The sequence below is a fragment of the Bacillus sp. ISL-39 genome, from assembly GCF_018613295.1.
Classification (GTDB): Bacteria; Bacillota; Bacilli; order Bacillales; family Cytobacillaceae; genus Mesobacillus.
This window is the reverse complement of record NZ_JAGGQM010000022.1, coordinates 71,201-92,768: the sequence shown is the minus strand read 5'-3', so window position 1 is coordinate 92,768 and position 21,568 is coordinate 71,201. Positions and strand designations below refer to the sequence as shown.

The window sequence follows — 21,568 nt, the reverse complement described above, 5'->3', positions numbered from 1 at the left end:
TCATCCTACCGCCTTTTTGTTTTGATTACTGATGCTAATTAAGTTCTCCAGTTTGGCCATTGCCCTGCCTGAATCGATGCTTTCCGCTGCCAGATTCACACCCTGCAGAATCGATTCCGCCTTCCCGGCAGTATAAATTCCCAGACCTGCATTCAGCAGCACTGTATCCCGGTGTGCTCCTTTTTTGCCTTGAAGGACTTGGCGCAATATATCAGCATTATCCCGTGCATCCCCGCCCTTGATACTGGTATTATCGTATACTGGCAGGTTCACTTCTTCAGAATTGAGCTTGATTGGCTTGATTTCCCCTCCTGAAACGATGACCATTTCATTCTCACCCGCTAGAGAAGCTTCGTCCATTCCACCCGCTCCGTTGATGACGATGGCCCGCTTCCGGTTCAGGTTTTCCAGCACATGGGCAAACTTATCGAGCATATCCCTGCGGTAGATGCCCAGCAGCTGGTAGTCAAGCTGTACTGGATTTGTCAATGGCCCGATTAAATTAAAGATCGTAGGGATTTTCAGGTCCCTTCTTACCTTCATGATTTGTTTTAGTTTCGGATGGACATGGGGGGCAAAAAGAAATGCAATTCCATTCTGTTCAAGGATTTCTTCTGTTGCTTCCGGAGATAAGTCCAGACTGACACCGAGAGCCTCCAAAACATCCGCACTGCCGGTCTTGCTCGATACACTTCTGTTCCCATGCTTTGCTACCGTAATTCCGGCGCCTGCAATGACAAATGCGGAAGTGGTGCTAATATTGAAGCTTTTGGAACCATCCCCTCCTGTTCCACAATTATCCAGAACATTCGGTATTTTCTTTGTGAAATGCAACGCATGCTTCCTGATCGCCTTTACTAATCCAGATACTTCCTCAGCCGTTTCACCTTTTAATTTAAGCCCTGTTAAAAAAGATGCAATCTCGCTGTCTGTCGTATCTTGTGTGAAAATTTCCTGGACTGCTTCTTCCATTTCATGCTCCAAAAGCGATGTTCCTTCGACAACCATTTCAAGATAATGTTTCATAAGATAAAATCTCCTCTCTGATTTCAGTAAGAAAATTCGATAAAATCTGCTTTCCGCTGTTCGTTCCTATGGATTCCGGATGAAACTGAAGTCCATATAAAGGATAATGATGATGCTTGATTGCCATGATTTCCTTGTCATCAGCTGCTTCCGCCAACACCTGAAAATCTTCATTCAGCGTCATACGGTCGATCACCAAGGAGTGATACCTCATGACCTCAGGATGTTCCTCCAGATTAATCATTAGTGAAGTTCCTGTATGTCTGAGCTTCGATTGCTTGCCGTGCCTGATTTTTTTTGCCTTGATGATCGAGCTGCCAAATGCATGGGCTATCGCCTGGTGGCCAAGACATATCCCCAAGATCGGGATAGCTGGAGCCAATTGTTTAACAGTTTCAACACAGATCCCAGCCTGTTCTGGCCTGCCTGGACCGGGAGAAAGGACGATAGCTTCAGGTTCCATTTTCAAGATTTCCTTAACCGTTATTTTATCGTTCCTGATCGTTTTCACTTCAGCCCCAAGTTCGCTTAGATACTGGTAAAGGTTATAGGTAAATGAATCGTAATTATCAATGAGTAGAATCATTGGCTGCCTCCATCAATGCTTTTAATTTATGGTTGGTTTCATCGAATTCTTTTGCAGGATCAGAGTCATATACAATACCGGCACCTGCCTGTAGATATCCTTTGCCATCCTTGACAACTAATGTTCTGATCGCAAGGGCAAAATCCATGCTTCCACAGGCAGAGAAGTAACCGACTGCTCCTGAATAAACACCTCTTTTTTCAGCTTCAAGCTCGTTGATGATTTGCATCGCCCGAATTTTTGGAGCTCCGGACACTGTTCCTGCAGGCAGGCATGCCGCCAATCCATCAACAGGATGAGCTTCCGGCAAGAGTCTCCCGCTCACCTCTGATACGAGATGCATGACAAACTGATACCTCTCAACAGCCAGGAATTTATCAACCTTTACACTGCCTATCTCACAAATCCTCCCTAAATCATTCCTTGACAGGTCGACTAGCATCTTATGTTCGGCCAATTCTTTTTCATCCTCATTTAATTCCAATTCCATTTTTATGTCTTCCTCAGCTGTTTTTCCTCTTGGCCTTGTTCCTGCAATCGGGTTTGTAATCATCGTTCCATCCCTGTACTTTACGAGGCTTTCAGGGGAGGTACCGGCAACAACATAGCCTTCAAAGTCAATGAAGTACATATAAGGGGAGGGATTATCCACTCTCAGCTTTCGATAGAACGAAAATGGATCTCCTTTTGCATTCGCTGAAAGCCTTCTTGATAACACAACCTGAAAGATTTCTCCCTCTTCAATCAGGCTCTTTGCGGTCCTTACCGATTTTTCAAACTCCTCCCTGTTTTGCGATGTTCTAAAGTCTGATAGTGAAAATCGATTGACAGGATGTTTTTTGACTGACGAATCAAGCTCTTCTTTTCGTTTCTTTATTTTCTTTATAAGATCATCATTGCTGTACCCTGGAAACGGAATGCCAATCAGGTTGATCTTTTGTTTAAGATGGTCAAACACGATTACTTCATTGAAGAACATCAAGTGCGCTTCCGGCATATCGAGTGGATCTTCCTTCAGCGGCCCAATCTCTTCATAATCGCGAATGAAGTCATAGCTGACAAAACCTACCCCGCCTCCTATAAAAGGAATATCAAATTCAGTATTTAATTTAGGAAGCATTTCTTTCAGTGCCTTGGAAAATGGGCCACTTACACGCTCCTTAACCCCGTTCCTTGACAGATACGTCTGGCCCTTTTCATTCAAAAGCTCGTAAACGGGATCACAGCCAATAAAGGAAAAACGGCCGGAATCATTATGTTTATGGGAACTTTCCAGCAGAAATTTTTTCTTTCCGGAAATCATTTGAAATACAGATATAGGGGTTAATGTATCTCCCTCAATTTCCTCAATAAAAACATCAAGTGCCTCTACATTCATATAAATCCTCCTTTAAAATAGACAAGACGCAAAAAGCTTTGATCAAACCCTGTTGATTGTAGTGGAAGGCGCGAAGACTCCTGCGGGATGAGCAAGTCATGGGGAGACCCCGCAGGAGCTTTCGACGAGGAGGCTCCCCGACTGCCCGCGGAAAGCGAAGCGCCTGGAACGTAGATCAACAGCCAATAAAAAAGTCCCCTATACATGCACAATGATTGTGCTGTATAGAGGACGATTACGATAGGACCGCGGTGCCACCTCAAATTGGAGCTTTAAGAGCTCCCTCTCTTCAAGTACAGGAAAACCAAAAAAGCTTTCGATATACCCTATCCTTTTAACGGAGGAATCCCGGGCAAGCCCTACTGTTACTTCAGGCTGCCTCTCACAAGGCCATTCGGCAAGTATTTCTGTGCCGGTTCACACCATACCCGGCTCTCTGCAACAGAAATATCCTGCTTACTCTTCTTGTTCATCGAGTTTACATAATATTATTATCAATATCAAACAGCAGACAAAAAGGGTCCCCCATCCTTATTGAATACAATAAGGACGAGAGACCCGTGGTGCCACCTTAATTAGCTGTAAAACAGCTCACTTAACAGCATCGAGCATTGAATGCTTAATGCCTGCCTTTTATAACGATAAGGCCATTTCGCCAGAGCCTACTGCCGTAAGGGTTCGGTCCGGAAGCTCGGAAGTCCATTCGCTGCAACAGTTACACTGATTCCCACCAACCATCAGCTCTCTGAAGTACCTGATCCAGTTACTACTCTTCGTCATCGCTCATTCATTATATTAATCATTATAATAAAGCGGTGATTCACAAATGTCAAACAAAAAATGAAATATTTTAATTTTTCTGCATTAAAAATTTCTCTAGATTTCTCTTCCAGTCTTCTGCCAGTTCCTCGATTTCTAACAGTCCTTCAATCGCTTGATAGTCCTTCCTCTGGTGAAAATAAATTTCATTTGCCCTTAAAATCGAAAAGTCATTTTGTATCCTCTCCAAAAAAGTGATTTCGGAGTCTTCGTAGACCATTCCCTCTTGAAGAACACGGAAAAAATAGCCGGTATAGCCAGTCTCGACTACCCTTTTCAGCAGACGGTCAATTTGGTTATTCTTCGATATTTTTGAACACGGAATCCTTCCCTGTGTCACCTGGATCACAGATTCTCCAAGCTTGTATGTATCACCGATATAGATATCGGCTTCCAACATGCCCGGGGCTGAAATATTCTCCCCAAAGGTTGGAGGGTCAAATTCCTTTCCGAATTCAACAGACCATTTTGAATAATGCTCTGCGGGATAAAAACAAACCGCTCTGTCAGGTCCTCCATGAAATTCTGTTGCCGCCACGCCATCTCCCTGAAAAGATTCTTTTGTAAGTAACGCTTGTGTCACTCTTTTTTTTCCTATTGCTGAAAGTTCTTCTTTGCCGTTCCAGTTCTTAAGCTCCGGCTTCCCTATATTCAGGTACAATATTTGTGTCATGATTCCACCAACCTTCAAGCCTTTTCCAATTATTTTATCCTTTTCGCCCTAAAATCTCCATAAGGAATTTACACAGCAAATATCTTTCCCATAAAAAGACATCTGTTTTTTCTGTTGTTTATGTCCACACTAAAAATAGTATGAAAAAAGGCAGGTTAATATCATGAATTATATTGAAAGCTTGTTTCCAAAATCTGGTGGAGTTTCGGATAAAAAAGATACGAAAAAGGATAATGTCAATAATCAAAAATGGGCAATTGTCTCTCTCGCATCCATTCCGCTTGTGATGACACTTGGTAATTCGATGCTGATTCCTGTTTTGCCTGTCATGGAAAAGAAAATGGGCATTTCTTCCTTCCAATCAAGCCTGATCATAACTGTATATTCAATAGTAGCCATATTTTTAATCCCGATAGCCGGGTATTTATCTGATCATATTGGCCGAAAAAAAGTCATCATCCCAAGCCTGATCATAACTGGAATTGGAGGAACTATATCTGGGTGGGCATCATGGCAAATGAACGATGGATACTGGGTTGTCTTAATCGGGAGAGCTTTGCAGGGTGTGGGAGCAGCTGGAGCTTTTCCAATCGTTTTGCCCCTGGTTGGAGATATGTTTAAAAACGATGATGAAGTGAGCGGTGCCCTTGGAGAGATTGAAACCGCAAACACGCTGGGAAAGGTGCTCAGCCCGGTTTTAGGCTCTTTCCTGGCAGGATTCATCTGGTTTATCCCATTTTTTTCAATACCAGTGTTCTGTGCACTATCGATCATAATGATGATTTTCCTTGTAAAAAGTCCAAAAAAGAAAGAAAAACCATTACCTTTTAAGGATTTCCTCAAGAAAATCAAACTGACTTTCACCGAGAATGGGCGGTGGCTCTATGCCATCTTTTTTATTGGTGCCATTGTCATGTTCGTGTTGTTTGGAGTCTTATTTTACCTGTCCGATATTCTGGAGAACAAATATGGAATAAAGGATTTGAAAAAAGGATTGTTTCTTGCCCTGCCTTTAGGGGCTCTGTGCCTTTCATCATTTATTACTGGAAAATTAATTAAGAAGAACATGATCCTTATGAAGTGGATTACGTTCTCGAGCTTGGTTCTGCTTGGTATAGCAGTGGCCCTCTTGAGTTTTTCAAGAGAGCTATGGTTTCTAATCTCCATGTTCCTCGTTGCCGGCATTGGTATTGGAGCAAGCCTGCCTCCACTGGATGCATTGATTACTGAAAGTATTGAACAAGAAGAACGAGGGACCATTACATCCTTATACAGCTCAATGAGATTCATCGGGGTAGCTGCAGGTCCGCCTGTCATCGCTTTAATGATGAAAAATTCTAATAAGCTAATGTTCATAATTCTGACGGTATTAAGCATTTCTGCAGCCCTAGCCACATTTCTCGCTATAAAACCAGATAAACAAGAGGCGTAAAAACGCATTGTTTTTCGAACAATGCGTTTTTTTAACGCCTGGCTGATTGCTCTTCCAAAAATTTAGCCACTTCACTATTGAACTCCTGCCATTTCTTTACAGGTACCTGATGTGAGACTTTAGGGATGATCGCTGTCCGGAAATCTTCAAGCTCTCGTTCATACGCCCTTAGATGCTGATTGATAAAATCCCTCGCCCCATAAATAAGCAATAGAGGGACATTCAAATTCTTCAGCCGGCCGATACAAGAATAATTCAATGACTCATGGTAAAAATGGAACCATGTATTTAAATCGGTCTTCAACATATGTTCAATCAGTTCGGTCCTGTAGTTTTTATCGAATGTGTGAGCGGTTGCAATCACCTTGGCCAGGGTTTTTGGTGAATTCCTGACGAAATACATCCCCAGCATATGTTCATATTTCAATGAGGGCGATTGTACCTCAGCAAAGCCTCCGCACAAGATAATTGATTCAGTTCGTTCCGGGTAGGCCAAGGCGAATTCCTGAGCGATGCTGCCTCCTGAGGAATAACCGCATAACGTCACCTTGTCCTGGCCAATAAAGTCAGCCAGCTCCAACACTTCTTTTGCATACTTTTGGATGGTAACGTTTTTTAATAAAACAGAAGACTCCCCATGACCGCTTAAGTCGGGTAAAATTAGCTTATAACGTTCGCTCAGCGGCTTCTGAAATTGAAATACCTTCCTACCCATACCAGGTGGATGCAGAAAGATAATTGGATTTCCCTGCCCAATCTCTTCGTAAAAGAGATCCCCATATTCTAATGTGCATCTAGGCATCCGTTATTCACTCCTATGCATGGATTATACAACTTCATTAGTATAGCCAAATCGCAAAACATCTCATGCATAAAACCCTTATAACCGTGACAATGACCGTCTCCTATGGTATTCTTGTATTGTATGAATGTAAAGAATGACTGCCGGTGTTGGCCCACCAGCAGTCTCCGCAATAGCCGTTCCCGCCTGAGGTTCGGCAAGATAAGCAGATGGACCTCTCACTGTATTACAGTAAAGTGAGGTCTATTTTTTTTGGCTTAACGTTAGGATTGCGAGGATTAGACTGGCAAATGAAAACATAGCCATAAAGGTTTCGAATACCGTCAAAGGCATCACCCCCTTCCTCCGGGGCTTAGCCGACCACCTTGAGAGTGACTATTGCTACTCAAGTATAACATAACCTTGTCCAAAATAAGAACATCCGTTCTATATTAGAACAAAATTAGGGCTAAGATACTAGACGGAATGAATTCTATCTAGTATCCCCCTCCTTCAGTCTGTCTTCAATCTTGGCTTCCCGGGATCGCATTCCGGCTTATTCATTGAGGCTGCTTCAGCAACTTTGGATAAATAATAGCACTCCTCCCTGAACATATGGTCAGCCATTAGCGGAGCAAAGCTGCCCAGTGCCTGTTCAGTCAACTCGAGTTCCTTTAGTTCATCAAGAAACTTCATGAACAGCTGAATTTCCAGCGATACCTCTCGATTCATCCTTTGCAGAGCTGGAAATGAACTTAAATTTGTTCGCAGGTAACCCGTCATTTCGACTGCTTTTAAGTAAAAATCCTCAAAATGCTTCATGTATTTTTCACTCTTGGCCTTTAAACTTTTTTCAACCTGGTCAAGATTACTTTGAATGGCACCGGCATGACCAGCCGCATCAAGCAGCCAGACAGTATGATGGTGCAATTCGTGGAATACCGGCGGAACCTCTCCTCTTTTTAGATATCCAAGAACTCTGATATACTCCTCAACCTCATTTACCATATGGTTTAAAAAGGTTGGGCCGAAATGGATTTTGACATTGCCAGTCAGCATTTTTTCTATCAGATCCAGCTTAAATTGCCGAATTTTCTTTGCTTCTTCATCTGCTCTCAGGCTCAAATGAATGAGATTGGTCGTTTCTACCCTTTGCAGCAGCCTGTCAAAGGTATTAATGAAGTACTTCGCCGTTTCTATTTCTTCCTGCTCTACAGGTACAAGAGCCTCGTGCAGGAATCGCCCATGGTCACCAAGAACCTGAAGCCAAAACCGGTGTTCATACAAGGCAGCCGCTTTAAAATCCCTCTCCATCCTCTTTTCCCCCTTTACAAATCACTTCATAAAAGCTTATAGGCTAAGCGGGGGAAATATTCATATGTCCACTACTATAAAATTTTATACAAAAAGCCTGCAGACTTTAAGCCTGCAGGCCTTTGGTTTTATTTTGCAACTGGTTTCTTCAATATTCCAAGCAAGATGGCTGTGACGACTGAACCGATGAGAATTGCAGCCAGGTATAACAGCCAGCCTCCCTCGACTAGCGGTACTACGAACAATCCGCCGTGAGGAGCTCTCAGCCCAATGTTAAACATCATAGTCAATCCGCCGGCAACAGCTGATCCAGCCATTACAGAAGGGATTACACGGAGCGGATCTGCGGCTGCAAACGGAATGGCACCTTCAGTGATGAAGGAAAGTCCCATGATATAATTTGCCTTTCCTGCATCCTGGTCTTCCTTGGAAAACTTATTTTTAAAGATCGTAGTTGCCAGTGCAATTCCAAGCGGAGGAACCATACCGGCTGCCATGATTGCAGCCATTGGCTCATAAACACCGTTAGCAAGCAAGCCTGTTCCGAAAACATAAGCTGCTTTATTAACCGGACCGCCCATGTCGAATGCCATCATTAAACCGAGGACAATACCAAGCACTACAGCATTGCCAGTCCCTAGTCCCGAGAGCCAATCAGTGATTGCCTGATTCAAGGCACCGACTGGTTTGTTTACTAAAAACAGCATAATGAACCCTGTTGAAGCAATACCGAACAATGGATACAAGAGAATGGTTTTAATACCCTCAAGTGAAGCAGGAAGTCCAGCGAACAATTTCTTCAGTCCCAATACTAGATAGCCAGCGAGGAATCCGGCAACCAAACCGCCAAGGAATCCGCCGCCGCCAGTTGCTGCGAGTAATCCGCCGACCATACCCGGTGCAAAACCTGGCCTGTCAGCAATACTTAGTGCAATAAAGCCGGCAAGAATTGGCACTAACAATCCAAAGGCACCGCCGCCTCCGCCAATGTCCATCAATGCCTTGGCAATTGGGTGATAGGAAGGATCATCTGGATTAAACGCGTTATATCCGAACATGAACGAAATTGCGATTAGAATACCGCCGCCGACTACGAAAGGAAGCATATTCGATACGCCATTCATTAAATGCTTATATATTCCGCCGCGGCTTTCCTTCTTTTCTGCAGTTGCATTGCCTGATGCCTTATATAGTGGTGCGTCCTTTTTAACAGCCTTTTCAATCAAGTCCTTTGGTTTTCGGATTCCATCCGCAACAGGAACATCAATTAGAGGCTTGCCAGCAAAGCGGTCCATATCCACCTTTGTGTCGGCTGCAATGATGACTGCTTCAGCGTTTTCAATGTCTTCTTTCGTAAGGACATTTTTCGCCCCACCCGAGCCATTCGTTTCAACCTTGATATCTACGCCCATTTCGGCAGCTTTCGCTTTTAAGGAATCTGCGGCCATGTAAGTATGGGCAATACCCGTAGGGCATGCAGTTACTGCAACGATAAACTTTTTATTGTTCCTCTCAACCTTCTCTTCGCTTTCATCCTTGTCGTAGCTGTTAATGATTCTAATGACATCATCTGCAGTCTTTGCTCCAAGCAGCTTTTCACGTGCATCAGCTTTCATCAAAATGGAAGAAAGTCGCGCAAGGGCTTCAAGGTGGGTATTGTTTGCCCCTTCTGGTGCTGCAATCATAAAGAATAGATGTGCAGGCTGTCCGTCCAATGATTCATAATCGATTCCAGCCTCAGATCTTCCGAATACAATTGCCGCTTCCTTTACAACTGAAGTTTTTGCATGTGGAATGGCGATCCCATCGCCTACGCCTGTTGTGCTCTGTTCTTCCCGTTTTAGAATGGCTTCCTTAAAAGCATTACGGTCCGTGATTTTCCCAGCCCGCTCTAGCACTCCTACAAGCTCATTTACAGCATCCTGCTTTGATGCAGCACTCATTGATAATAAAATAGTCTCTCTAGTCAGCAGTTCTGTGATTCTCATGTTTTCTCCCCCTTACTAGCTGTTTAATATTTTTACTTCTTGAAGAAGTTGTTCAACTTTCTCAGGTGTGCATAATCCGATTGAAAACGCAGTTGCGCTTCCGGATGCAACACTATAGCGGAAAGCTTCTTTGCGGTCACCGGTCTTTAAATACTGAGCCAGGAAACCAGCCACCATTGAATCGCCTGCACCCACTGAGCTTTTGACTTCACCTTGAGGAACATCAGCTTTATAGGCGTCGTTTTCATTGATATAGACGGCACCTTTCTCAGCCAATGAAACGATGACATTTTTAGCACCAGCTTCAACAAGTTTTTTTCCATAAATAATGGCTTCATCAGCTTCGGTAATTTCCTTGTTGAAGAACTGCCCCAACTCATGATGATTCGGTTTAATCAGGAAAGGCCTGTGGACAAGGATGTTTTTCAGCAAATCACCTTCTGCATCCACGATCACTTCTGCTCCTGTATCCTTGCAGATTTGGACTATCTCTTCATATATGGAATCAGGCATGCTGGAGGGAATGCTTCCCGCGAGGATCAGATAATCACCGAGTCCAAGCTGCTTGATTTGCTCCTTCAATGTTCCTATTGCCAGTGTGGATATTTCCGGGCCACTGGCATTTATTTCTGTTTCTGTTCCGGCCTTAAGCTTAATATTGATTCGAGTATCACCCTCAACATTGACAAATCTGGTTTGCACGCCTTCCCTGTTAAGAAACTCCTCGACATACCTGCCAGTGAAACCTCCGATAAAACCTGTAGCCTTGCTGTCAACTCCAAGGGAGCGAAGTACCCTTGAAACATTGATGCCTTTACCGCCAGGAAGTTTTGTTTCATTCGAACTTCTATTCAAACTGCCTAAATGAATTTCATCTGCTTCAACGAGGTAATCAACAGATGGATTAAGAGTCAGTGTGTATATCATGATGTCACAACCTTTATTGAAGTTTTGCTCGTATATTGTCCTTTATGATCCTCATCAATGGTATTGGTAATGATCGCAGCCTCATGGAGATCTGCAATTTTTGCGAAGGTGATCTCAGAGAACTTTGTGTCATCAGCAAGGACAAATACCTCTCGGGACAATGTCATTGCTTTTTGCTTGATCAGCGCTTCTTCCTGGTCCGGCGTCGTATAGCCAGAATGTGGATGAATTCCATTAACTCCGAGGAAGCATTTATCGAAGCGGTACTGTTCAAGGCTTGCCAGAGCTCCTCTTCCAATGACCGCATTCGTTTTCGGCTTGGCATATCCGCCGATCACATACGATTCTATATTTCTTTCAAGCAGCTGCGGTAAGTGCATGAGTCCATTAGTAACTACGACAATATCTTTTACCGGAAGGAAACTAACCATTTCCAAAATAGTCGAACCGGCATCAAGATAGATGCTATCCCCTTCTTCCACAAGACTTGCTGCATATTGAGCGATTTGTCTTTTTTCCTGAAGGAATTTGGTGGATTTTTCAATCATGCTTGGCTCCTGGAGTTTGCCCCTTAACCTTGCTGCTCCGCCATGCACTCTTTTCAGGAACTTCCCTTCCTCAAGGATGGTCAGGTCCCGGCGGATGGTCGATTCCGAAGCCTCAGTCAGATCAACTAGTTCCTGTATCTTCACTATTGGTTTTTCTTTTATTAATTGTAAAATGAGCTGGTGGCGCTCAGGTGTCAACATGAGCCATTCCTCCTAATTGCTTCGTATTATCATCATAATGTAATCGATTTCAGAAATCAATCATTTTCTTTCAAAAACAATCATTTTAAGTCAAATTTTAAATAAATATGAACGTTTATGACAGTTATCAGAAAATAAAAAAACCTCCGAAATGGAGGTTTTCTAATAGAACTACTAAAATAATAAAGCCTTGATACCCTGGTAGCCAAAATAGAAGCCAAATCCGAGCAAGGAAAGGCCGGACAATATTGAAATAGCCCTCAAGCTGCCATAATTCAAAAACTTCCTGAAACCGGTGGTAATCGCTGCTACAAAAATGTCCCACAATGCCAGGCCGAGAAAAATCATACTGCTGTATATCAGCAGGTCTGTCCGTCCATAGTTGCTGGCGGTTTTTGCAAGCACAGAACCATAGATTCCCAGCCAGAAAAGAATGGATAAAGGGCTGCTGATCGACATGATAAAACCCGTAAGGAAACATTTGAGCAACGATTCTTTACCGCGGCTGAAAGCGAGATCAATGGTATTGGCCTTTATAATACACTCTATCCCCGAGTAAATCATGACGAATCCGCCAAACAGCCAGAGGAATATTTGAATGATAGGCATGTCCAAAAAATTCACAAGACCCAAATAGATTAACAGCATAAAAATGGCGTCGGCAATCATCGAACCTGTCCCTACAATCCAGGCATGCCAGAAACCATTTTTGATCCCCTTATCCAACCTGGCTGAATTTACCGGGCCGATTGGTGCAGCCAGCGTTAACCCAAGGAATATATAACTGACTAGTACACTTACACTCAAGGCTTCGTCCCCCAACATACAAAAACTTTGTACATTGTATGTTGGAAATTTCAATCCTAATACTACCTGTCCAATTTTTTAAAATACAATTTGCAGCTTTGTTTAAACAGCATGATCCTTACTGCACTGCACAAAATTTTTTTCATTGTAATCTATAGTTTCTGTGCTATAATTCTGGTATAAATACGCGGGTGTGGCGGAATCGGCAGACGCGCTAGATTCAGGTTCTAGTGGTGGCAACACCGTGGAGGTTCAAGTCCTCTCATCCGCATACAGAAAAGGTGCCTATACATTGGGCACTTTTTTTGTGCAAAAAAACAGCCTGGATATCCATCCAGACTGTTTTGACTACAATATTATCCAATTAAATTCTGACTATGGTTGTTGACTACTTCAAGAACCTTAGTCTCCTGCTCCATATCACTTTGACAAATTGGGCATGCGGGGACATTGCTGCTTTTAAAGTTGTCGCGAACCCAGCAATTGCAATCATCAGAAGTACATACCCATATTTTCGTTTCAGCGGTTACGATCTCTTCAGGCGGTTTTCTTCCAAATGCCATTTCCTCACGCTCCTATAGTTTAATAATGGCCCTTTTCATTTTTGCAGGCTTTCAATAATAATCCCAGTTTATTCTGGACTTTATAAAGCAGCAAAACATTCGAAAAGACCTTATCATCGTTCGATTGATAAAAAAATTCATTTATTATAAAAAGCCGGCAAATGAAACTTTTTATAATAAATGAATGATCCGAAAGTTGATATCTATTCCATTTTACCACACTTTCTTATTTTTACCAAAAGTGACACATCTGCAGTAGCCTGCGCAACAGTTACTAGTATATTCTTTTCATTTTAAATTTATTAAGACTGCCCTAAAAAAAGAAATTATTTTTGTAAAAATAGGTTGTACGCCTCCATAAGTATGAATAGAAATAGTACAAGCAAATTACGATTTGACTATTGGAGGATTAAAAAGTGAATGTTTTCTTGGGTTATATTTTCCTTGGATTATCACTGGCCGCCCCGATTGGCCCTGTTAATGCCGCACAGATGGACAAAGGGATCAAGAGTGGTTTTTTTCAGGCATGGCTTCTTGGCCTGGGCGCACTGACAGCTGATATCATTTACATGCTGACTGTCTATCTGGGTGTAGTTAAATACCTCGAGACACCGTTCATGCAATCATTTCTCTGGCTGTTCGGATTCTTTGTCTTGATGTATACAGGCATTGAGACAATTATCGGCTCTGGCAAAATCGTCATGGATAATCGAAGTGAGGAATCCGGTTTTAAGTCTTTTTTATCCGGCTTTATCATGTCCATTTCTAACCCGCTCACCATCTTATTTTGGCTCGGAATTTACGGATCAGTCCTTGCCAAGACTGCTTCCTCGTACGGCACTGGCGAACTAGTCATTTACAGCTTTGGGATCATTCTCGGCCTTATTCTCTGGGATATCGTTATGGCCGCAATTTCCAGCAGCTTCCGAAAGCTGCTTACCACAAGGTTGCTTACGATTATTTCCCTCCTATCAGGAATATCACTAATTGGCTTTGCCTTATTCTTCGGATATCAGGCGTTGAAGCTTTTTCTTTAAAAAAGAGTGCCCAATGCATCTCACATACTGTAAAGCTGTCACAATAACAGCTGTTTCTTGACAGCTTTGACCGGGTTTCCTATAAAGCTGTCACAATAACGGATGTTTCTTGACAGCTTTGATTGCGTTTCCTGAAAAGCTGTCACAATAAAGGCTGGTTCTTGACAGCTTTGACTACGTTTTCTGAAAAGCTGTCTCAATAAAGGCTGTTTCTTGACATCTTTGACTACGTTTCCTGAAAAGCTGTCTCAATAACGGAGGTTTCTTGACAGCTTTGACTGCGTCCCCTTAAAAGCTGTCACAATAATTTCTTTGTTTTTAAATCGCTGGTATGTCACCGGTCTCCGTTCCAGTACTTGCAATGGGCTAATAAACACCTGTTTTGTTCCAGGTTGCGATTTCCACATACTGCTCCGTTTTCATTAAGTCCTGAAAGCTGCCTTTTATCCGGCAATCTTCCCTTTGCTTCGAATTCCTTGATTGTTTTTGATGTTTTCGATATATAATAGAGGTGACAAAATTAAAAGGATGAGCATTCATGAATATTACCGGACATACTGTCGAGCTTCTTGAGGATCCATTTGGACTTCTGTCAGGGAGCAGATATGAATATTTCCTAAATATCGAGGTAGACGAAGAAGACGAGCTCTATACTGAAAAAGGCTTACTTTTGAAGGTGCTTTTTTTGGTGAACGGCGAAGAGAGACGGATCCTGCAGAGCTATTTTATTGAACAGGAAACGGAAAAGGTTCTTGATTTTGAACTTGAGGAAGATGAAGTGCTGCAAGTGAAAAAGTATTGTGAGGAAAACTTGCCCGCTGAGGAAGAAAATGAAGAGGAAACAAAATAAAAAAGAGCAGATTCCTGCTCTTTTTTATTTTACTTATACTTCTACTGCCTTTCCTTCCTCAACGATGTGATAAAGGAGATGAGCAAGATGCTGAACAGGTCCAAGCTCCCCCTCTTCTTCGTTAAGTTCTTCAGTAAATTCCAGATCATTCAAGTATAATGCTGAAAACTCATAGAAATCCTTCAGTTCGAAGCCGTAGCAATTCGATGGTTCTTCCTTCTGCTCCTCATATTGGAGCATTAAATAATAGACCTTGCCATCTTTATCTTCCGCATCAAAAAAGACAAAGAAACCAATATTCGTATCAAGGTCAAATAAATGGCGTGTACCGCCCTCTGTAGCCTGCTCATAATCCTCGCTGCTTAATTTTTGAACCTTCATTGTTTCTACCTGATCTTCTGCGTGAAATTTCACATCAAAGGTTTTCATTGTTGAATTACCTCCTGTCTCGAATTTACATAGTGGATCTAAAAAAAGATATGCTTTGCGATAATTCTTTCTTCGACAGTCAGGATACCATAAGAGAATTGCTGCTGTCTCCTTTTATCAGTCGGTGATCCTGGGTTAAAGACAATCACACCACCGATTTCCTTGAGGACGGGGATATGCGAATGACCATATACTATGCAATCTACCTCATCGGCTGCGAATGTTTCAATTGCCCTTTTTTCGGTAGTTTTCCCGGTGCCGTGTCCATGGACTATCCCTATATGGAAATCACCTGCCACGAGGATTTCTTTTGTTTTGAGCAGTTTTTTCAGTTCGGGTCCATCTACATTGCCGGTCACGCCGATAACCGGGCCAAACTGTTTTAACTCGCTATATAGCTCCACGGTCTGCCAATCGCCAGCATGAATAATATAGTCACTATCTTGCAGGTCATTGAGCAGTTTCTCAGGCAGCTGCTTTGCTTTTTTTGGCATATGAGTGTCAGAAATGACAACTATTTTCATGGCTCGACACACTCCCTTCGCCTGCCATCCCCTTTTATGGTACCCTGGTGAGAATGGATTAACCTTTTTCAGGATCTTTATATTTTGTCACATTAAAATAATCTTTCGTATCATTATAACTATTGAACTCGATATCGAGGTCATGAAAATATCGGTGAAGCTGAAGTAAGATTTTCTTATCTTTTATCCCATCTTCAATGGTTCTTGAATAATTGGATATCGTATCAAAATCAGCCTGGAGGGCAGTATTGTCAGTTTCGACAGTTGCCAAAACTGAGATGATTTCAGAAGCGATCTCCCTTTGCTCCTCCCATTCAACCGTATCTATCCTTCCCCAACCAAGAGTATCATTATATTTAGTATGAAATTCACGAATGAAGCCGCCAACTGTTGAGTAGTTTTCATGCTCTGAATTCTCCTGAAATAACGCGACAGTCTGACCTCCGTTTTTAAGGTTGCTTTCATCCCTGGCTTCATGATGACTCCTTTTCTCCCACATTGTATAACCTGCATATAACCCAAACGCCAGTAAGAACAGACTTACAGGTAGAACCATAAGTTTCCATGTGCTTTTTTTCTCCATTTGCCTGCCCCCTGTTAGAACTCGTCGTTTATATTCCGCCACTGAACCTATTATTAATATTATTTGACACCCATCCCGAAAAACCTTTTTAATGTTCTTCCATTTGCGTCCCAGCAATAAATTAACGATGAGGAGGAATGAATATGTACTTGAATTTTGGAAAGGTGCGTCCTTACTTAACAACAAGAAGCCTTATCCCTGAAAATCAGGAAACTCTGATTAACTTTGTTTCTTTTCTTCAGCCGGTTGCTGAGCCTCTATTTTACCGCCGGAATCACTTTTCTTATCCGATTTTAACACCAGAGTCATTCACGCTGACAATTTCCGGCTCAGTTGATCACACTTTACAATTCAATTACTCTGAATTTTTGAAGCTGGCATCTAAATCCAATAGGGTGCTCATTGAATGTTCAGGTAATAAGAGGGCATACTTCAAAGAAAAAGTCTTTGGAGAGCAGTGGGAAGATGGTGCGATGGGTGAGGGAATTTGGAAGGGAGTTCCTTTGAAAACCTTGCTTGAGTACACCGGAATTAAAGAAGGTGTATCTGATGTTGTTTTTAGAGGAAGAGACGCAGGCATCAAGAACAGCAAGTGGATCCACTTTGAAAGAAGTTTACCAATTGCCAAGGCCCTAGATCCTGAAGTAATGATCGCATATGAGTACAACGGGAAACCCATCCCCCATAAACACGGTTTTCCTTTCCGGCTGATTGTTCCAGGGTGGTACGGGATGGCGTCTGTTAAATGGCTAAATGAAATCATATTGATTAAAGACAAATTTAAAGGGCCCTTTCAGAGTGATGATTATGTTTATTATTATAAAAACGGCACAACTGAGCCAGTCACTATAAACAGAGTGAATTCAACAATCCAGCAGCCACTTGATAGACAGTTAGTTAAAAGCGGAACCTGCGAAATCAGAGGGATCGCCTGGACAGGTTCCGGGGTCATCGCAAAGGTGGAAATAAGCTTTGATAATGGAGCTAATTGGGAGCAAGCCAGACTGGATACCCCCACTGTGGAACATCAAACTGTTTCATGGAGTTACGCGAAGTTTTTTAAATATGGAAATTCATATCATATATCAGTCCGGGCAACCGATACCGAAGGTAAAACCCAGCCTTCAGAAGCTGTCTGGAACGAGAAAGGGTATGGATACAATGCAGTTATGCAAATTACTGTAAAGGCAGAATGAAGAAAACCCAGGTGCAGAGTATCTTTGCGCCTTGGTTTATTTTAATGCATATCATTCAGTTCAATATAATAGATGAACAATTGATCCAATAATTGATTTAGTTCGGTAAATTTAAAGCCCAGACCAGCTGCAAGTGCAGTGTCGATCGACCAGGATCCAGGCAATGCATACGGAGAGACCGTTCCGTTTTCAGTGGTATCCTTCACGATTGCTTCTTTATTGGCCAGCAAAGCTATTTTATCAACCAATTCTTTCAAACTAATATCTCCGGAAGATCCAGGATTGATTGGTCCCTCAAAATTTGACTTCCCGATATCCAACAAAAAATCTGCGGCTTCATCAGCGTGGATGAAACTGTAGCGCAAATCAGGGTCTGGCATGCCTATTGGTTGTCCTGAAAGTATTTTATCTACATGGAACTTCAGGCGTTCTGTGTAATCGTCTTCCGAAACGACAATTGGGAACCGGACGGAAACGACCTCAAAATAACCAAGCTGATTGAATACCGCTTCTGAGGCTCTTTTTGCCTCTTTGTAGCCTTCATACCCTGGGTATTCCTTTCGGCTTTTGTATTCTATTGGATATGTAAAAGCATTAAAATTGCCTTCTGTATGAAGCGTGCCAAAGTCATATACAGCTTGAGTAGAGGTGAAAATATAGCGGGCCGCTTTCCCCTTCAATGCCTCTACTGTATCTCTCGCCTCCATTGGCGAAAAACAGGATTGGTCATACACAAGGTCCCATTCTTTTCCTTCGAAGGCTGCTGCCATCGTCTCTTTCTTTTCCCGATCAATTACCAGCCGCTTAACATTTTCACCAAAAGGGTCATTTTTCATTCCCCTGGTAGCAATCGTTACCTCATCACCATTCTTTATCAGCTTTTGCACCAGCTTTTTTCCAAAATACTGGGTTCCTCCAAGTACAAGAATTTTTCTCATCGATAATCCCCCTTCACTATAAATTTATTCTTCTTAAGCTCCGGATTCTCCTTTAAAAATAATCCAAACAAAAACCGGCCACATAGTGATGGCCGGCTGTGTAATCTGTGCTTGTTTCTTTAAGCTTGTTTCTTTTCCTTAGCCTTTGGTTTAGCGGCTGTTTTCTTCTTCTTTGCTGAGGCTGGCGCTGGCTCTTTCTTTTTCTCAGGCTTGGTACGGTCGATAGAAGCCTGAAGCGCTGCCATAAGATCTGTAACATTGGAGACTGGCTCTTTTTCGGTAGGAGTGACCATTTCTTTGCCCGTACGCTTTGCTTCGATAAGTTCCAATAAAGCGGTACGATAATCATCCTTGTACTTTTCTGCATCAAACTCGGTTGTCAGCTGATCAATGAGCATGATGGCAGTAGCCAGCTCCTTTTCCGTCACTTTATCTTCTTCTGGTACATTCGGGACATCTACTGCGTTTCTGACTTCATCCGGGAAATGGATGGTCTCCATGACGAGTGTATTGTTATAGACGCGTACAACTGCAAGTTGTTCCTTTGCCCGAATGATTATTTTGGCAATTCCCACCTTCTGCGATTCTTCAAGAGCTTTCCTGAGTAGAGAATAGGCCTTACCGCCGCCCTCGTTCGGAGACATGAAATAGCTGCGCTGAAAATAAATCGGATCTATTTCCGTAATTTTTACAAAGTCGATTATTTCCACGGCTTTATCTTCATTTTCTTTCCTTAACGCTTCAAGATCCTCATTTTCAAGAACGACAAACTTACCTTTTGTGTATTCATAAGCCTTAACGATGTCTTCGTTTTTCACTTCAACATCGCACACTGGACAAGTTTTCTCATATTTTATTGGCGAGTGGCATTCTTTATGAAGAGTTCTCAGCTTGATGTCCCGATCCTCAGTCGCAGCATGAAGCTTGACCGGGATATTGACAAGCCCGAAGCTGATGCTCCCTTTCCAGATTGTATGCATTACATTCTCCACCTTATCGTTTTAATACTAATTTGCTTAATAATTGTTTTATCATGCATTAAAACATTTCCCAGTGTACTAGGATGGAGCCAAACAGGAACAATATAAATAGTCACTGGTGTGAAAGGATGGGGAAAAATGCTGAAACCAATGCTCCCTACACTGGCATTTGAAACGCCGCAGGGGAATGAATGGCGTTATGAGATCAAATTTGACGGCTTTCGTGCCTTGTTGACATGGGATTCAGAAATTGAATTGACAAGCCGCAATGGAAAACCGCTGCTTCCTTTGTTCCCAGAATTAGAAGTGTTCCTTACTGCCAACAAGGAAAAGTTCCAGCCATATCTGCCTCTGACATTAGACGCTGAGCTAGTTTATTTAGAGAACCCTTATAAAGCCAATTTCGGGGCAATCCAAATCAGGGGAAGAATGAGATCAAAGGAAAAAATCAAAGCCGAAGCTGACAGGAATCCATGCAGGCTGATGGTTTTCGACCTTTTGAAGGTAAAAGGAAAAAATATAGCATCTGAGAGTTACAACCACAGGCGGACAAACCTTCAATCCCTGTTTTCCGAGATTGGGCTGCCTCTCTCTCCCAATCATCAAAACCCGGACTTGGTCCAGCTTATTCCGAGTGAAACGGATTTGAAAAGCTTATGGGAAAAAATCGTCATTTACGATGGAGAGGGGATCATTGCCAAGCAATACAACAGCAGATGGGAGGAAGGAAAACGGACAGAAACGTGGATTAAATCGAAGAACTGGAAGTATGTTTCCTGCTTTGTCACGGCTTATGAGAAATCAAACGGTTACTTTTATATCTCAGTTTACAGGGATTCAAAAATACATCAAATTGGCCTGGTAATCTTCGGATTCAAGCCCGAGGAAAAAAATGCCCTCCATCAAATCATCAAACAAAATAAAAGTGATGAAGATACTCAGTTCATTTATGTGGAACCAGGCATTTGCCTTGATGTAAAGTATCTGGAAATCTATGAGGACCAACTTCGTGAGCCTCATTTTCATCAGTTTCGTTTCGATTTAAGTCCAGATACCTGCACTTATGAAAAGTTTGTTTTCCAACAAAAGAATCTGCCTCCGGATATTGAAGTCACCCATCCCGATAAGCCGATTTGGGAAGAACCGCCGATCCAAAAGATGGATTACATTCATTATTTAAGGGAGATTTCCCCCTATATGCTTCCATTCCTGGAGGACCGGCTGTTAACAGTGATCCGCTATCCTCACGGGATGTTTGGCGAAGCCTTTTACCAAAAAAACGTCCCTGATTATGCACCGGCTTTTGTCCAGACTGCAAAATCTGAAGGAATTGAATATATTGTCTGCAATAATATGAAAACCTTGCTTTGGCTCGGTAATCAAATTGCCATTGAGTTTCATATTCCCTTCCAGACAATCAACAGCAAAGGGCCTGATGAAATCGTCTTTGACCTTGACCCGCCATCGAGGGACGATTTCCATTTAGCGATTAAAGCTGCCGTTTATATCAAAGAGGTCCTGGATGAATTAAAGCTGATCAGCTTTATAAAAACTTCAGGGAACAAAGGACTCCAGGTGTATATCCCGCTCCCGGATAACCGTTATAGCTACGATGATACAAGGTTGTTCACCTCCTTTATCGCGAACTACCTGGTATCTAAAGAGCCGGAATCGTTTACGATCGAACGGCTGAAGAAAAACAGGGGCAACCGATTATATGTGGATTACATCCAGCATTCTGAAGGCAAAACGATTGTCAGCCCCTATTCCGCTCGCGGAAAATCACATGCAGGTGTGGCCACTCCGTTATTTTGGGAAGAAGTGAATGAGAATTTAAGACTTGAGGATTTCCATCTAGGCACAATCATCGAGCGTGTGCAAAAGTCAGGCTGTCCGTTCAGGACTTATTTTGCTGCAAAAACAGCGCAGAATTTCGAACCGGTCCTGAATGTTTTGAAGTCAAAAAAATCCTGAGGAAGCTCCTCAGG

The 21,568-nt window shown here is 42.5% G+C and carries 22 protein-coding genes, 1 tRNA gene and 2 other annotated features; of the genes, 6 read left to right on the top strand and 17 right to left on the bottom strand.

Annotated elements, in window-relative coordinates; genetic code table 11:
- From trpD to J7E37_RS16265, 4 genes are all read right to left on the bottom strand, one after another.
- Positions 1–1,026, bottom strand: coding sequence for an anthranilate phosphoribosyltransferase (trpD, locus tag J7E37_RS16280; protein WP_215025160.1), 1,026 nt, complete (start codon positions 1,024–1,026; stop codon positions 1–3).
- Positions 1,010–1,612: an anthranilate synthase component II gene (locus tag J7E37_RS16275; protein ID WP_215025157.1), complete on the bottom strand. Its 603-nt coding sequence runs from the start codon at positions 1,610–1,612 to the stop codon at positions 1,010–1,012. The genes trpD and J7E37_RS16275 overlap by 17 nt, the downstream gene beginning before the upstream one ends.
- A complete protein-coding gene (gene trpE / locus J7E37_RS16270) occupies positions 1,596–2,990 on the bottom strand; it encodes an anthranilate synthase component I (protein WP_215025154.1) in 1,395 nt (464 codons plus the stop codon). Before trpE ends, J7E37_RS16275 begins: the two co-directional genes overlap by 17 nt.
- Before the next feature lie 224 nt (positions 2,991–3,214).
- Positions 3,215–3,472: a binding site (T-box leader), on the bottom strand.
- Between the two features lie 60 nt (positions 3,473–3,532).
- Positions 3,533–3,779 (bottom strand) — a binding site (T-box leader).
- A 61-nt stretch (positions 3,780–3,840) separates the two neighbouring features.
- Positions 3,841–4,482, bottom strand: a complete 642-nt coding sequence (locus tag J7E37_RS16265; RefSeq protein WP_251009712.1) for an MOSC domain-containing protein — start codon at positions 4,480–4,482, stop codon at positions 3,841–3,843.
- 163 nt (positions 4,483–4,645) lie between these two features.
- On the opposite strand from J7E37_RS16265, the gene bcbE reads away from it, so the two are divergent.
- Positions 4,646–5,914, top strand: a complete 1,269-nt coding sequence (gene bcbE / locus J7E37_RS16260; RefSeq protein WP_214781302.1) for a bacillibactin exporter BcbE — start codon at positions 4,646–4,648, stop codon at positions 5,912–5,914.
- 31 nt (positions 5,915–5,945) lie between these two features.
- Here bcbE and J7E37_RS16255 read toward each other — a convergent pair whose 3' ends face one another.
- The 7 genes from J7E37_RS16255 to J7E37_RS16230 all read right to left on the bottom strand — a co-directional run bounded on the left by J7E37_RS16255 (position 5,946) and on the right by J7E37_RS16230 (position 12,480).
- On the bottom strand, positions 5,946–6,716 hold the full coding sequence (locus tag J7E37_RS16255; protein ID WP_215025152.1) for an alpha/beta fold hydrolase: 771 nt from the start codon (positions 6,714–6,716) through the stop codon (positions 5,946–5,948).
- Between the two features lie 243 nt (positions 6,717–6,959).
- A complete protein-coding gene (locus J7E37_RS22510) occupies positions 6,960–7,049 on the bottom strand; it encodes a putative holin-like toxin (RefSeq protein ID WP_225649917.1) in 90 nt (29 codons plus the stop codon).
- 159 nt (positions 7,050–7,208) lie between these two features.
- Positions 7,209–8,009: a DUF2935 domain-containing protein gene (locus J7E37_RS16250; RefSeq protein WP_215025149.1), complete on the bottom strand. Its 801-nt coding sequence runs from the start codon at positions 8,007–8,009 to the stop codon at positions 7,209–7,211.
- A 128-nt stretch (positions 8,010–8,137) separates the two neighbouring features.
- Positions 8,138–9,997 (bottom strand): PTS fructose transporter subunit IIABC, encoded by a 1,860-nt coding sequence (locus J7E37_RS16245; RefSeq protein ID WP_214781295.1) that lies wholly within the window; start codon positions 9,995–9,997, stop codon positions 8,138–8,140.
- Positions 9,998–10,012: 15 nt separating this feature from the next.
- Positions 10,013–10,924, bottom strand: a complete 912-nt coding sequence (gene pfkB / locus J7E37_RS16240) for a 1-phosphofructokinase (RefSeq protein ID WP_214781293.1) — start codon at positions 10,922–10,924, stop codon at positions 10,013–10,015.
- Entirely contained in the window at positions 10,921–11,673 is a 753-nt protein-coding gene (locus J7E37_RS16235; RefSeq protein WP_214781291.1) for a DeoR/GlpR family DNA-binding transcription regulator, read from the bottom strand. Before J7E37_RS16235 ends, pfkB begins: the two co-directional genes overlap by 4 nt.
- Positions 11,674–11,847: 174 nt before the next feature.
- On the bottom strand, positions 11,848–12,480 hold the full coding sequence (locus tag J7E37_RS16230) for a LysE family transporter (RefSeq protein ID WP_214781289.1): 633 nt from the start codon (positions 12,478–12,480) through the stop codon (positions 11,848–11,850).
- Positions 12,481–12,667: 187 nt separating this feature from the next.
- Here J7E37_RS16230 and J7E37_RS16225 point away from each other — a divergent pair.
- A tRNA-Leu gene (locus tag J7E37_RS16225) sits at positions 12,668–12,751 on the top strand.
- Between the two features lie 85 nt (positions 12,752–12,836).
- Here J7E37_RS16225 and J7E37_RS16220 read toward each other — a convergent pair.
- Positions 12,837–13,043, bottom strand: coding sequence for a cold-shock protein (locus J7E37_RS16220; RefSeq protein WP_192470543.1), 207 nt, complete (start codon positions 13,041–13,043; stop codon positions 12,837–12,839).
- A 416-nt stretch (positions 13,044–13,459) separates the two neighbouring features.
- Here J7E37_RS16220 and J7E37_RS16215 point away from each other — a divergent pair, with 416 nt between their 5' ends.
- Entirely contained in the window at positions 13,460–14,080 is a 621-nt protein-coding gene (locus J7E37_RS16215) for a LysE family transporter (RefSeq protein ID WP_214781287.1), read from the top strand.
- Between the two features lie 538 nt (positions 14,081–14,618).
- Entirely contained in the window at positions 14,619–14,930 is a 312-nt protein-coding gene (locus tag J7E37_RS16210) for a DUF6509 family protein (protein WP_214781285.1), read from the top strand.
- A 33-nt stretch (positions 14,931–14,963) separates the two neighbouring features.
- Here the strand turns inward: J7E37_RS16210 and J7E37_RS16205 are convergent, their stop codons facing one another.
- The 3 genes from J7E37_RS16205 to J7E37_RS16195 are packed head-to-tail and all read right to left on the bottom strand — an operon-like array spanning position 14,964 to position 16,466.
- Positions 14,964–15,359: a cytosolic protein gene (locus tag J7E37_RS16205; protein ID WP_214781283.1), complete on the bottom strand. Its 396-nt coding sequence runs from the start codon at positions 15,357–15,359 to the stop codon at positions 14,964–14,966.
- 38 nt (positions 15,360–15,397) lie between these two features.
- Complete coding sequence (locus J7E37_RS16200; protein ID WP_214781282.1) at positions 15,398–15,883, bottom strand: metallophosphoesterase family protein; 486 nt, start codon at positions 15,881–15,883, stop codon at positions 15,398–15,400.
- 58 nt (positions 15,884–15,941) lie between these two features.
- On the bottom strand, positions 15,942–16,466 hold the full coding sequence (locus J7E37_RS16195; protein ID WP_214781281.1) for a hypothetical protein: 525 nt from the start codon (positions 16,464–16,466) through the stop codon (positions 15,942–15,944).
- A gap of 143 nt (positions 16,467–16,609) precedes the next feature.
- Here J7E37_RS16195 and J7E37_RS16190 point away from each other — a divergent pair, with 143 nt between their 5' ends.
- Complete coding sequence (locus J7E37_RS16190; RefSeq protein WP_251009711.1) at positions 16,610–17,662, top strand: sulfite oxidase; 1,053 nt, start codon at positions 16,610–16,612, stop codon at positions 17,660–17,662.
- Positions 17,663–17,703: 41 nt separating this feature from the next.
- On the opposite strand, the gene J7E37_RS16185 is transcribed toward J7E37_RS16190, so the two are convergent.
- Both J7E37_RS16185 and ku read right to left on the bottom strand, forming a co-directional pair.
- Complete coding sequence (locus tag J7E37_RS16185) at positions 17,704–18,600, bottom strand: NAD-dependent epimerase/dehydratase family protein (RefSeq protein ID WP_214781279.1); 897 nt, start codon at positions 18,598–18,600, stop codon at positions 17,704–17,706.
- 119 nt (positions 18,601–18,719) lie between these two features.
- On the bottom strand, positions 18,720–19,580 hold the full coding sequence (gene ku / locus J7E37_RS16180; RefSeq protein WP_214781278.1) for a non-homologous end joining protein Ku: 861 nt from the start codon (positions 19,578–19,580) through the stop codon (positions 18,720–18,722).
- A 141-nt stretch (positions 19,581–19,721) separates the two neighbouring features.
- Here ku and J7E37_RS16175 point away from each other — a divergent pair, with 141 nt between their 5' ends.
- The gene (locus tag J7E37_RS16175) at positions 19,722–21,554 is read left to right on the top strand and encodes a DNA ligase D (RefSeq protein WP_214781558.1); all 1,833 of its coding nucleotides are present in this window, start codon (positions 19,722–19,724) and stop codon (positions 21,552–21,554) included.
- The last annotated feature ends 14 nt before the right edge of the window (positions 21,555–21,568 follow it).

What these genes read in the sequence shown, in the direction of transcription:
- trpD (WP_215025160.1), bottom strand. Translation starts at nt 1,026, where the DNA reads ATGAAACATTATCTTGAAATGGTTGTCGAAGGAACATCGCTTTTGGAG.
- J7E37_RS16275 (WP_215025157.1), bottom strand. Translation starts at nt 1,612, where the DNA reads ATGATTCTACTCATTGATAATTACGATTCATTTACCTATAACCTTTAC.
- trpE (WP_215025154.1), bottom strand. Translation starts at nt 2,990, where the DNA reads ATGAATGTAGAGGCACTTGATGTTTTTATTGAGGAAATTGAGGGAGAT.
- J7E37_RS16265 (WP_251009712.1), bottom strand. Translation starts at nt 4,482, where the DNA reads ATGACACAAATATTGTACCTGAATATAGGGAAGCCGGAGCTTAAGAAC.
- bcbE (WP_214781302.1), top strand. Translation starts at nt 4,646, where the DNA reads ATGAATTATATTGAAAGCTTGTTTCCAAAATCTGGTGGAGTTTCGGAT.
- J7E37_RS16255 (WP_215025152.1), bottom strand. Translation starts at nt 6,716, where the DNA reads ATGCCTAGATGCACATTAGAATATGGGGATCTCTTTTACGAAGAGATT.
- J7E37_RS22510 (WP_225649917.1), bottom strand. Translation starts at nt 7,049, where the DNA reads ATGCCTTTGACGGTATTCGAAACCTTTATGGCTATGTTTTCATTTGCC.
- J7E37_RS16250 (WP_215025149.1), bottom strand. Translation starts at nt 8,009, where the DNA reads ATGGAGAGGGATTTTAAAGCGGCTGCCTTGTATGAACACCGGTTTTGG.
- J7E37_RS16245 (WP_214781295.1), bottom strand. Translation starts at nt 9,997, where the DNA reads ATGAGAATCACAGAACTGCTGACTAGAGAGACTATTTTATTATCAATG.
- pfkB (WP_214781293.1), bottom strand. Translation starts at nt 10,924, where the DNA reads ATGATATACACACTGACTCTTAATCCATCTGTTGATTACCTCGTTGAA.
- J7E37_RS16235 (WP_214781291.1), bottom strand. Translation starts at nt 11,673, where the DNA reads ATGTTGACACCTGAGCGCCACCAGCTCATTTTACAATTAATAAAAGAA.
- J7E37_RS16220 (WP_192470543.1), bottom strand. Translation starts at nt 13,043, where the DNA reads ATGGCATTTGGAAGAAAACCGCCTGAAGAGATCGTAACCGCTGAAACG.
- J7E37_RS16210 (WP_214781285.1), top strand. Translation starts at nt 14,619, where the DNA reads ATGAATATTACCGGACATACTGTCGAGCTTCTTGAGGATCCATTTGGA.
- J7E37_RS16205 (WP_214781283.1), bottom strand. Translation starts at nt 15,359, where the DNA reads ATGAAAACCTTTGATGTGAAATTTCACGCAGAAGATCAGGTAGAAACA.
- J7E37_RS16200 (WP_214781282.1), bottom strand. Translation starts at nt 15,883, where the DNA reads ATGAAAATAGTTGTCATTTCTGACACTCATATGCCAAAAAAAGCAAAG.
- J7E37_RS16195 (WP_214781281.1), bottom strand. Translation starts at nt 16,466, where the DNA reads ATGGAGAAAAAAAGCACATGGAAACTTATGGTTCTACCTGTAAGTCTG.
- J7E37_RS16190 (WP_251009711.1), top strand. Translation starts at nt 16,610, where the DNA reads ATGTACTTGAATTTTGGAAAGGTGCGTCCTTACTTAACAACAAGAAGC.
- J7E37_RS16185 (WP_214781279.1), bottom strand. Translation starts at nt 18,600, where the DNA reads ATGAGAAAAATTCTTGTACTTGGAGGAACCCAGTATTTTGGAAAAAAG.
- ku (WP_214781278.1), bottom strand. Translation starts at nt 19,580, where the DNA reads ATGCATACAATCTGGAAAGGGAGCATCAGCTTCGGGCTTGTCAATATC.